This is a genomic window from Streptomyces sp. SID12501 (assembly GCF_010550245.1).
Taxonomy (GTDB): domain Bacteria; phylum Actinomycetota; class Actinomycetes; order Streptomycetales; family Streptomycetaceae; genus Streptomyces.
The window spans coordinates 1-10202 of record NZ_JAAGLU010000082.1 but is presented as its reverse complement, the minus strand read 5'-3'; the positions used below and the strand labels follow the sequence as shown (position 1 = coordinate 10202).

Genomic DNA, 10202 nt, shown 5'->3' with positions numbered 1-10202 from the left:
GCTCGGTCAGATTCGCATCCCCGAGCTACCGAGAGGCCCTGTCTTTACGCGCGTACAACGGGAAGATCACCCGACCAGGAACCCTGTTCGACCCGCACGTTCCATGATCGGTTGAGATACGGCTTCTTAGGTTCCCAGCGGCGGGTTCGGCCGGTCGGGGCGAGCATCGGCATCCAGGCGAGGAGGTCGAGTGCGGGGGAGACGATCTCCAGCCAGATCCGGTTCTGTGCGGTGTCGTGCAGGGGGAGGTTGCGCAGGCCGGTGGTGCGGGCGCCTCGGATGCGGTCCTCGCGGCGGTCCCGTCTGCGGTGGCGTAGTTCGAGGTCGGCGAGCTGGCCGCCTTCGGTGTTGGTCGCGAAGCATGTCAGCCGCTGTCCGTCGAGGTCGGCGAAGCGCAACTGGGCGCCGAGGTGAGGCCGTTCCTTGCGGACGACCAGCCACAGTCCCTTCGGCCAGGTGCTCAGGTCGGGGATGCCGGTGATCTCCGTGCTCCAGGCGCCGGGGCGTTCGGTGCCGCCGGCGTCGTAGGCCGGTGTCCACGCCTTCTTCGGGATCTTCAGGACGGCCTGGTGGACGGTGTCGGTGCTGGTCATGCCGACGGAGTACGACAGCCACCGGCCGGGCGGGGAGAGCCAGTCGAGGAAGGTGGGGGTGCCGCCTGCGGAGTCGGTGCGGATCAAGGTCTGCCGGTCCCGCCGCAGGTGTCTGGGCAGTTGGGCCAGGGCGAGCCCAGCGATGGTGATGTGGTCGCTCGCGGTGTTGGAGCCGGCGTTGCCGGGCCTCAGTAGCGTGGCCACCGGCTCTCCGGAACCGGCCGGGCCGTGGTCGACGAACGCGACGAGCGGATGGTGGCCGAAGGTCTTCTTCCAGGTCGCGGTGGCGTCCTGCTTCTCGGAGTGCGTCAGGACCAGCACGCCGTCGATGTCCACGATCACGGTGCCGTCGGCGGCCGGACCGTCTCCATCGGCCAACTCCCAGATCCGCGAACGCACTTCTGCCCGCGTCGACCGGAGCGCGGTGAGGGCCTTCGGGCCGGCTGCGGCCAGAGCGTCGACGAGACGCGAGACCGTCGGATCGGAGGCGACGGGCCGAACACGTCGGGCTCGGCCCGCAGCATGCCGATGTCGGCCAGGCAGTCTCCGCCGAGTGGGACGGCCAGGGCCACATCCAGAAGGATCCTGCCCGGATCGTGCACCGTTCGCGGCTTGCGCCACGGCGCCATTACCGCCGATATCGCGGTGTCCAGGCCGGACGCGCGGACCGTCCGGTAAGCAGCACTATGTGGGTCCGCCGCCAGGCCAGCACCGCCCCGGTGCCCGGCGTACGATCTGCAGCAGCCGCTGCCCTTCGTCGTCATCGATCTCGCGCACCCGTACACGCTCAGCAACGAAGACAGCATGGCGGACACTCGCTGCCTGGGTTCGTACTCCGGACGGCACGTCACGGCAGGGCACGCCACGGCAGGGGCGAAAGTTGGTTGATGCGGCACTAGGCTGGTGTGCGGAGCCGACGGAACCGGGTAACGTCTTTGTCATGTTCTTCCAGACACCGATTTACGAGTGAGAGCGTGATGGGCCCCTGCTGACGTCCTTCGATGTCGCCGCCCGTCCCCCACCGATGAATCCGTAGATCACTTCACATCATTACCGGGAGAACCCGTGACCGTGAGCAAGAACATCAACAACCCTGTGGGCATGGGCGGTGGCCAGCGCAAGAAGCTGTCCCGCGCCGAACGGCAGAACAACGGTCCCTACCGCAACCTCGACCGCCAGGGTGCAGCCGACCAGAAGGCGGAGCTGGTACGGAAGATGCGCGAGAAGACAGGCTCAGCTGAGGGTGCCGGGCAGGCGGGCGACGATACTGCAAAGAGCTGACGTACCGCCGCCGCAGGGCGGCACCGCACGGGGCAGGGCCCGGACCGCGACGCGCGGTCCGGGCCCTGCGGCCGTACCGGGTGCCACCGGTCGCACTCAGCTCTCGTCCGACCACCCGCGTCTCGACTGACCACCCGGCACTCCATGACCCGCGACGGCATCGACGACGTGGAGTTCGCCGTGGACCGGTACACCGAGACCCTGGAGCACGTGATCGAGGCGAAGCTGGAGCACCGTGTGCCACCCGTGGCGCCGAACCGGCCTCACGGCCGCGACAGCCAGCCCGACGGCTTTACTTACGCGAAGAGCGCCCCTGCCGAAGGCGTCGACCCCCGCACCCTCGAACCCCGCGTCAGGGCTACAGGACCGAGCGCTCCGAAGGCGGCGCGCCTTCGACGGCCATGCAGGAGCTGGGGATAACGCTCCCGCTGTATGCCCTCTCGCACCTCAACGACGTCTTCCAGGACGGCAGTTGAACGACGGGCTTTGGTCGCTCTGAGGGGTGGGGTCCCTATGGCAGGTGGTTCGCGGACACTGATTCCTCATGCTGTCTGTCAAGCTGCGAGAGCGGTGGGCGGCACGTCTTCGTAAGTCCGTCGATCGCGCAGGAGGGCCCAGAGGACGTTGACCCGGCGGCGCCCCTGGGTGGGTGAACCATACGAGGGGTTCACCACGTCCCGCAGTACAACGTAGGGAGTCTTTTCCATGCTCGGTTTGAGCTGGCCGGATGGAGGGTGCGGACGGCTTGGACGAGGCTGGTGATCCGGGTCGTGGAGCAGCGGAGTCTACGGAGGATCCGCCAGGACTTGAGGGTGGCGATGGCCTGTTCGATCAGTGCCCGGGCCTTCGCGTGGGACCGGTTGACGGCTTGCTGACCGACGGAGAGGCGGTCCCACCGGCCGCGGTAAGGGAGGCGGACCGTGCCGCCTGCGCCCTGGTGGCCCTTGTCCGCCCAGCAGGTGATGCCGGCCTCGGCGAGAGCGTCGATGATGCCGTGCTCGCGGGCCGCCCAGGACGTCATGGACGGCGCCGGTCAGCGCCGGTGAAGCCCACCGCAGACGCCCCTTGCGGTCGGCTATGACCTGCACGTCAATGCCGTGTTTCTTGTGTTTTCCCGAGCAGAAGGGACGGTCGGCGGCGATCCGGTCGATCGACAGGAGCGTCCCGTCCAGGATCAGTTACGCCTTCATCGATGCGGCCCGTACTGCTTCGGCGAGCGTGGGGGCGAGGGAGGCCAGGAGCTCGACGGCCTCGGTGACGTAGCGGCAGACGGTGGTGGTGCCGACCCCGAAACCGGCCGCGAGCTGAGCATACGGCTGGCCGTTGCGGAGGTGGACGAGGGTGAGCAAGGCCTGCTGGCCCCTGCTCAGGCGCCGCCATCAGGTACCGAGAACACGACGGTGTTCCCTCAGGCGGACAGCGAGGAAGCGGAGGGCAGGGCAGGGCAGGGCAGGACACGTCGGCGCAGGACGGGTAGACAATCATACGAAGCCTCTGGTGGAGACGGTTCTCTTGTTTGAAAATCCATCTACCAGAGGCTTCATCCGTCCGCCAGGCCAACTGCCCATCCGGCAGACGAGGTTGGAACCGGCTCTCTGTCCGACAGAAACGTCAGAACGCGCGAACACCGGGCGGAGACGCGCTGATAATCCCGTTCGTCGTCCCGGCACACCTCGCGCCTGCCTCTCCCTCCCATGAACTGCCCGTCCGACATGGGCGGCGTCGGTCAGCCATGCCCGCGATCAGTTGAGCAGGAAGGTTGCAGACTGGCTGGTTGGCGACACCCGGATGAGCCGGGCGGACGGACCTGCTGTTGCCCCGTGAGAAGAGCGCTGCAGGAGAACTGTGTGCCCTACGTGCCGGTGACCTCACCCGCGTGGTCATCCACTCGGAGACCCACCCCGACCTGCGACCGCCAGGTCAGTCACCGGCCTTTTTGCCGAACCATCCGAGCGACTGGACGACGGACGCGCCGATAAAGAGGATGCCGAGAGGGACGATCGTGAACCAGGCAGCATCGGCTTTCATGGCCGCGAGCAGGACGATGGCGCCGATGGCCAGCGCCAGGAGCACGAGCATGCCCAGAAGGACACGAATCTTGGAAACCAACGGAGGACTCTCCAATACTCAGCTGGGCTCTATTGACTGGACAGCGTTCGCTACCCGTTGGACCGCTGGCGACGGTTGCCCAGTAGGGAGGCAGCAAGCTCCCCGGCGTGACACCACGGCTCCGTCAGGAAGCTCATGGGGCGAGTCTCCCAACGCTGCCTTCCGGAGTCTCCAGTAGAACTACGTAGTCGAATACGTAGTTCACCGGCCGGGGCGGGGCAAAGCAGCTGCCAGCCGTACACTGAGCCATGAACGTGCAGGTCATAGCCGACTCCAAGGGGCGTCTGCGGTGGGCTTCACCGGCGCTGACCGGCGCCGTCCATGACGTCCTGGGCGGCCCGCGAGCACGGCATCATCGACGCTCTCGCCGAGGCCGGCATCACCTGCTGGGCGGACAAGGGCCACCAGGGCGCAGGCGGCACGGTCCGCCTCCCTTACCGCGGCCGGTGGGACCGCCTCTCCGTCGGTCAGCAAGCCGTCAACCGGTCCCACGCGAAGGCCCGGGCACTGATCGAACAGGCCATCGCCACCCTCAAGTCCTGGCGGATCCTCCGTAGACTCCGCTGCTCCACGACCCGGATCACCAGCCTCGTCCAAGCCGTCCGCACCCTCCATCCGGCCAGCTCAAGCCGAGCATGGAAAAGACTCACTGACGCGCTCCGCGCGAGTGTGGCAACCGGAGCGTGCCGCACACCGAGTGGAGCCCGCGATCGAGCACCTCGCCAAGCCGTTGTAGCAGACGTCACGTGACCGCCCCAAAGCTGTGCTGACCGGGTGCGGTGCTTTATCGAGGAGACCGCCGCGAGCCTGGGGGTTTCCCGGCGGGTTCGTGGTGGCAAGGCGGGGTCGGCTGGTAGAGCGGGGGCATTGCGTCAGGGTCTTAGAGCTTCCCGGCGCATCCGCCGGTTGGTCATACTGCCGGGGTGCCTCTACCCCGCGATCCTGGTGCGCCGCCGGCTACGCCGCTACGCGTGAGCACATGCTGGACCATATTCGAGTTCGACGGCTACGCTGTCGAACTGACGCGGAGGGCCTGGCTCCTGCCCTGGGGCCGCACGACGCGGTTCGCGTTGGACTCGCTGCTGGTCCTGGACATCCCCCGCCGCCGGTCACGGGACAACGCGCCGCGCGACAACAACGTCCTCGTCCTGCACGGTGAGGACGGTGCCCGAGCGTGGACAGAGCACATCTTTCTGGGGAGATCGGCACGTCGGCTCGGACGCTTCGTGTGGTTCACGTACTGCGTCAACGAGGCGCTCGCCGAACGCGTCCGACTCCTCCTTGCGGCCCGGGGCCCGTCGACGCCGGGCGGCCCTGCCGCATGGGACGCCGAGTACACCGAGATGATCATGCGCCTGCTCTGCGGCCCACCACCCCGGTGGCCGCATCGTGGTCAGCCGCAGTCCGCCGCCCCCTTGGATTCCCTCACCACGCCTCCTTCTGGACATCGGCCGTTGCGTGAACTGCTCGCGGACGGCCGGCTGAACGAATTCTGGCTGTTCGTGCGAAGCCCGCCCGCACCGGTGAACTGGGAACCGCGCGCGGAGTTCGTCCTGCGCTGGGGCCGCGAGCTGCACCACGCCGACTTCAGACCCAGCGTCGCCTGGGACCTGAACTACAAAAGTGCCGACTGGGGCCGGATTCTCGGCAAACTACGGCATAGGCTCCTCGCCGCGGCCGTTCGGCATGCCGTCGACCATCCCGACCTCGATGTCGAAGACCGCCCGCACCCGCTGCGCCGGCTGTGGCGGTGGGCGGGATTCGACGAGTACACCGTCGCCCGGCATGCCCATGATCGACTCAGTGTGACGGCTGGTCCGGCCCGTCCATGACTCGTTCCATTTCGTGGCGCCCTGTCTCCGTCGGAGGGCCGGACCACGACGGGAAGAGCTCACCGGCCAACGCTGGGTGTGCCTGTCCTCTGCAGGGGAGGACAGGCATGGTGCGCTCAACGCTCAGAAGGCGGGGTCAGCTGCAGGTGCGGTAGTCATAGCCGGCGAGCCGTTTGATGCCGTCGCCGTAGTAGAAGTTGTACCGGCCCTCACCGTCACGGGTCATGTTGATGGTGTACCTGTTGCCGTTGTAGTGGTCAACGCCACCGTCGTAATCAGAGTCGGCCACCCGGTACGACGCGAACTTGAAGGTGTCCTTGCCGACCACCCCGTCAATCGGCTGGCTCCGCTCTCTCTGCCAGGTCTCGGTTGCGGTCTTGGTTCCGTTACCGAAGTCGTATCAGTCGTCATTCGAGGTCCCCGCGCCGTAGACGTAGGCGCGGCCGTTGTAGGAAGGTCTGGGCGGGTCAGGGCTTCGTCGGCCATCTGGTCGACTGGGCCGCCTCGATTCTCGGCCGTGAGCTGGAGATCGTCCGCGAGGAACCCGGCCGGCGAGGTTTTCAGGTCCAGCGCAAGCGGTGGGCGGTCGAGCGGACCTTGTGCCTCATGGGTCACGCCCAGCGACGTCTGGCTCGGGACTGCGAGACCAGTCCGGCCCGCTCGGAAACCATGATCCGCTGGGCGATGATCGGCATCATGGTCCGTCGCCTCACCCGAGGCCGACCGGCAACACGGCCGGGTCCCCGCCCGCTCCTGCGGCAAGTCCCGTAGGCCGGTCCATGTGCTGGCGTTGGGGGAGCTCGGGCGTCAGCAGCCTGCAGCCAGGAACCGCTCGACGTCCTGCTGGAGGAAGGACGGCAGGTCTACCAGCCTCGAGACAATCAGGCGGAGCTCGTGCCTGAGTTCGGCAGAGTCGCCCCAAACTGCGGGGCTCCTGGTGATGACTGCGGACAGCAGATCACCTGCGTACATGTCGCCCTCTGCCATGTCGGCCTGCCAGTCCGCCGTTGCCGTTACGGCGGACGCGAGCCTGGTCGTGCCCGTCACCGATGTATGTCCGGAATTTGCAAGCGGTCAGGTCTGCCAGGTGAAAGACGCCCGTGGTCCGGTCGGGGTTCACTCCGGGAGACCCGCGACGAAAGAGGCCCCGCATGCCCGACACGCCCGCCGGAGAGTTCTGGAAGGACCTCAGGCCGATCGAGAACTCCTTCCGCCCCGACGCCCTCCCCGAGGTCTATCTGTCCAAGGTCGCCACGGACGACGACCGCTACTACGTGCCGTTCACCGAGACCGTCGGCTCCCGCCCTCTGTGGATCAACGTCAAGGACAACAGCTGGGCCGACATCCTGCGGGCCAAGGAGGCGGGGCTGGTCAACCGGCACTACCACCCGCACGAGGTGTTCGCGTACACGATCTCCGGCAAGTGGGGCTATCTGGAGCGGCCCTGGACGGCGACCGCGGGCGACTTCGTCTACGAGGCCCCGGGCGAGGGCCACACGCTGGTCGCCTATGAGAGCGGCGAGCCGATGAAGGCGTTCTTCATCGTGAAGGGCCCTCTCGTGTGGCTGGACGAGAACGGCGAGCCCGACGGCTTCTTCGACGTGCACGACTACATCAAGATGTGCCGCGAGCACTACGAGAAGGTCGGGCTCGGCGCCGACTACGTCAACTCCCTGTTCCGGTGAGCGACATGACGGAGAGCGGGACGACAGCGACCGTCGTCCCGCCGGACACCGGTCGTGAGGGGACCGTATGAGGGCAGCGGTCTGGTACGGAGCCAAGGACGTCCGCGTCGAAAACGTGCCGATGACGCCGCCCGGGCCCGGCGAGGTGACGATCGAGGTCGCCTACTGCGGGATCTGCGGCAGTGACCTGCACGAGTATGCGGACGGGCCGCATGCCATCCCCGTGGGCGACCCGCACCCGGAGTCCGGCGTGGCCGCCCCGATCGTCCTGGGGCACGAGTTCTGCGGAACCGTCACCCAGGTGGGCGGCGGTGTGACTGGTGTCAGCCCGGGGGAGCGGGTGGCGGTGGAGCCGCACTACCGCTGCGGCAACTGCCCTCGATGCCTCGCGGGGGAGTACAACATCTGCCGGCATTTCGGGTTCGCCGGGCTCATGGGGCACGGCGGGCTGGCCGAGCACACCACCGTACCCGCGTACATGCTGCACAGGCTGCCCGAGCAGGTCTCCCTGGAGCAGGCGGCGGTGTTCGAACCGGCTGCTGTCGCCCTGCACGCGGTACGGCGGGCCGGAATCCGCCCCGGAGAGAGCGTCGCCGTCCTCGGGCTGGGCCCCATCGGGCTGCTCGTGACCCAGCTCGCGGCCCGGTACGGCGCCGGGCGCATCGTCGCCGCCGACCGGTCCTCGGCCCGTCGCGAGCTGGCGCTGCGCCTGGGAGCCGCCGAGACCGGCGCGGACCTCGCCGACGTGGTCGGCGGCGAGGGAGCGGATCTCGTGTTCGAGGCGGTCGGCTCGGAGGACACCTTGCGTGCCTGCCTGGCCGCCACCCGGCGGGGCGGTCGGGTGATGTTTCCTCGGCCTGACGGGCACGGTCCGCCTGGACGCCTTCGCCCTGGTGAACAACGAGCAGACGATCATGACCAGCGTGGGATACCGCGACGCCTATCCAGAGCTGATCCGCATGGTGGCGGAAGAAGGCGTGGACCTGGCGGGGATCGTCACCTCGACCATCGCTCTGGAGCACGTCGTACGGGACGGATTCGAGGCGCTGCTGCGCGGTGAGGAGCAGGTCAAAGTGCTGGTACGACCAGGAGGTCGGCGCCGGTGAGCGGCGAGTTCGTGGGGCGGCGGGCGTTCGTGACCGGTGGCACCTCGGGGATCGGCGCGGCCACGGCCGTCCTCCTCGCCGAGCTGGGCGCCGAGGTGATCGCGCTCGGCCTGCCGCCCGCCGATCCCGCCGACCTGCCCGACCACCCGCGCGTCCGGGTCGTGGAGCACGACGTGCTCGACCGCGCCGGGCTGACCGGCCTGCTGGCCACGGACAGGCCGCTGGACGTCCTGGTGAACTGTGCGGGCGTCAGCCACGACCGCGAGGAGTACGAACTCGCCCGCTGGCAGCGGGTCATCGAGATCAACCTCACCGCCACCATGGCCGCCTGTCAGGCCGCCCGCCCGGCCCTGGCCGTGAGCGGCGGCACCATCGTGAACGTCTCGTCGATGTTCGCCTTCTTCGGCAGCAGGGACCGCCCCGCGTACAGCGCGAGCAAGGGCGGCGTGTCCCAGCTGACGAAGTCGCTGGCCGCCGAGTACGCCGCCGACGACATCAGGGTCAATGCCGTCGCGCCGGGCTTCGTGCTCACCCCACTGGCCCGGGGGCTGCTCGACGATCCCGAGGCCACGGCCCGGGTACTGGCCCGCATCCCGGCCGGGCGGCTCGGGCAGCCGCACGAGGTCGCCTCGGCCGTCGCGTTCCTGTGCTCGGCGGCGGCCTCGTACGTCACCGGTGCGGTCCTCCCCGTGGACGGAGGCTATCTGGCCGTATGACCCATCACCTAGGCTGAGCCCCCTGACATGCACGACCGTGGGAGGTCACGTGTCCGCCCCCTCCGTGATCTCCAGGGCCACCACCGAGCACATCGCACCCGCCGAGCGCATCCACTACTGGGAGGACTACAACCGCAGGGCGCTGGTGGGCCTGTCCTGCACCTCCTACTCCGAGCAGGGCCTCCTGGCCAGTCAGACCAACATCGAGCTGGGCGCTCTGCGCCTCGCCGACATCTCCGGCAACGCCCACGCCATCGAGCGCAGCCCGCAGACGGTCAGGTCGGCGCCCAAGGACTCGGTGTTCGCGACTCTCCTGCTCAAGGGAGAGGCGGTGTTCCTGCACGAGAACGGCTGCCTGGCGGCCACCGCGGGCGAGTTGTTCCTCTACGACACCCGAAGGCCGTATCTGTTCGGGTTCTCCTCCTCGATACGCCAGATCCTGGTGGATGTGCCGCGTGACCTGTTCATGCAGGCGGGTGTGGGAGACGGGTTGCCCGGGCCGATGCTGCTTGGGCGGGGCACGGCACGGGAGGGCGCACTCGTGGCCGCGCTGAGTTCCCGGCTCACGGGGCTGACCGCGCCGCGGGGCGGGGCGTACGGTCCCGCCGACGCCGTCGAGGGGGCCGTGCTCGACCTGCTCAGGCAACTCGCCGAGGAGCGTACGGGAGGAAGGCCGGGGCCCGACGCCTACCGGTCTCAACTCATCGTGGCCGACGACTACATCGACCGGCACCTGCACGACCCCAGGCTCTCTGAACCGTTCCGGGTTCGGTAGGGACTCGATCATTTGAGAGGATCGAGTCATGGCACGTCCTTCCCGGTACCCGCTTGAGCTGCGCAAACGAGCCGTCCGCATGGTCGCCGAGGTGCGGCCGGAGTA

9 protein-coding genes and 4 pseudogenes are annotated in these 10202 nt (G+C 68.3%); 8 read left to right on the top strand and 5 right to left on the bottom strand.

Annotated features, from left to right (window positions below):
• Positions 1-122: 122 nt before the first annotated feature.
• Positions 123-1264, bottom strand: a pseudogene (locus G3I71_RS44220) (IS1380 family transposase); the annotation flags it as partial.
• A 394-nt stretch (positions 1265-1658) separates the two neighbouring features.
• Between G3I71_RS44220 and G3I71_RS44215 the strand changes: the two are divergent.
• Together G3I71_RS44215 and G3I71_RS44210 are read left to right on the top strand one after the other, a co-directional pair.
• A complete protein-coding gene (locus G3I71_RS44215) occupies positions 1659-1874 on the top strand; it encodes a DUF6243 family protein (RefSeq protein WP_343243275.1) in 216 nt (71 codons plus the stop codon).
• A gap of 261 nt (positions 1875-2135) precedes the next feature.
• A pseudogene (locus tag G3I71_RS44210) lies at positions 2136-2350 on the top strand (DUF6009 family protein); the annotation flags it as partial.
• 191 nt (positions 2351-2541) lie between these two features.
• Here G3I71_RS44210 and G3I71_RS44205 read toward each other — a convergent pair.
• Positions 2542-3359, bottom strand: a pseudogene (locus tag G3I71_RS44205) (transposase family protein).
• 435 nt (positions 3360-3794) lie between these two features.
• Positions 3795-3953 carry a hypothetical protein gene (locus G3I71_RS44200; RefSeq protein WP_239149733.1) on the bottom strand — a complete coding sequence of 53 codons (159 nt, stop codon included), beginning with the start codon at positions 3951-3953 and terminating at the stop codon, positions 3795-3797.
• 278 nt (positions 3954-4231) lie between these two features.
• Between G3I71_RS44200 and G3I71_RS44195 the strand changes: the two are divergent.
• Both G3I71_RS44195 and G3I71_RS44190 read left to right on the top strand, forming a co-directional pair.
• A pseudogene (locus G3I71_RS44195) lies at positions 4232-4613 on the top strand (transposase family protein); the annotation flags it as partial.
• Positions 4614-4954: 341 nt separating this feature from the next.
• The gene (locus G3I71_RS44190) at positions 4955-5815 is read left to right on the top strand and encodes a hypothetical protein (protein WP_164324431.1); all 861 of its coding nucleotides are present in this window, start codon (positions 4955-4957) and stop codon (positions 5813-5815) included.
• Positions 5816-5951: 136 nt separating this feature from the next.
• On the opposite strand, the gene G3I71_RS44185 is transcribed toward G3I71_RS44190, so the two are convergent.
• Positions 5952-6143, bottom strand: a complete 192-nt coding sequence (locus G3I71_RS44185) for a hypothetical protein (protein WP_164324429.1) — start codon at positions 6141-6143, stop codon at positions 5952-5954.
• Positions 6144-6622: 479 nt separating this feature from the next.
• A complete protein-coding gene (locus tag G3I71_RS44175) occupies positions 6623-6862 on the bottom strand; it encodes a hypothetical protein (RefSeq protein WP_164324424.1) in 240 nt (79 codons plus the stop codon).
• A gap of 104 nt (positions 6863-6966) precedes the next feature.
• Between G3I71_RS44175 and G3I71_RS44170 the strand changes: the two genes are divergently transcribed.
• The 4 genes from G3I71_RS44170 to G3I71_RS44155 all read left to right on the top strand — a co-directional run bounded on the left by G3I71_RS44170 (position 6967) and on the right by G3I71_RS44155 (position 10097).
• Positions 6967-7500 carry a 2,4'-dihydroxyacetophenone dioxygenase family protein gene (locus G3I71_RS44170; RefSeq protein ID WP_164324421.1) on the top strand — a complete coding sequence of 178 codons (534 nt, stop codon included), beginning with the start codon at positions 6967-6969 and terminating at the stop codon, positions 7498-7500.
• A gap of 67 nt (positions 7501-7567) precedes the next feature.
• Positions 7568-8560: an alcohol dehydrogenase catalytic domain-containing protein gene (locus G3I71_RS44165; RefSeq protein WP_239149732.1), complete on the top strand. Its 993-nt coding sequence runs from the start codon at positions 7568-7570 to the stop codon at positions 8558-8560.
• A 42-nt stretch (positions 8561-8602) separates the two neighbouring features.
• On the top strand, positions 8603-9322 hold the full coding sequence (locus tag G3I71_RS44160) for an SDR family NAD(P)-dependent oxidoreductase (protein ID WP_164324417.1): 720 nt from the start codon (positions 8603-8605) through the stop codon (positions 9320-9322).
• A gap of 49 nt (positions 9323-9371) precedes the next feature.
• Positions 9372-10097, top strand: coding sequence for an AraC family transcriptional regulator (locus tag G3I71_RS44155; RefSeq protein WP_164324414.1), 726 nt, complete (start codon positions 9372-9374; stop codon positions 10095-10097).
• The last annotated feature ends 105 nt before the right edge of the window (positions 10098-10202 follow it).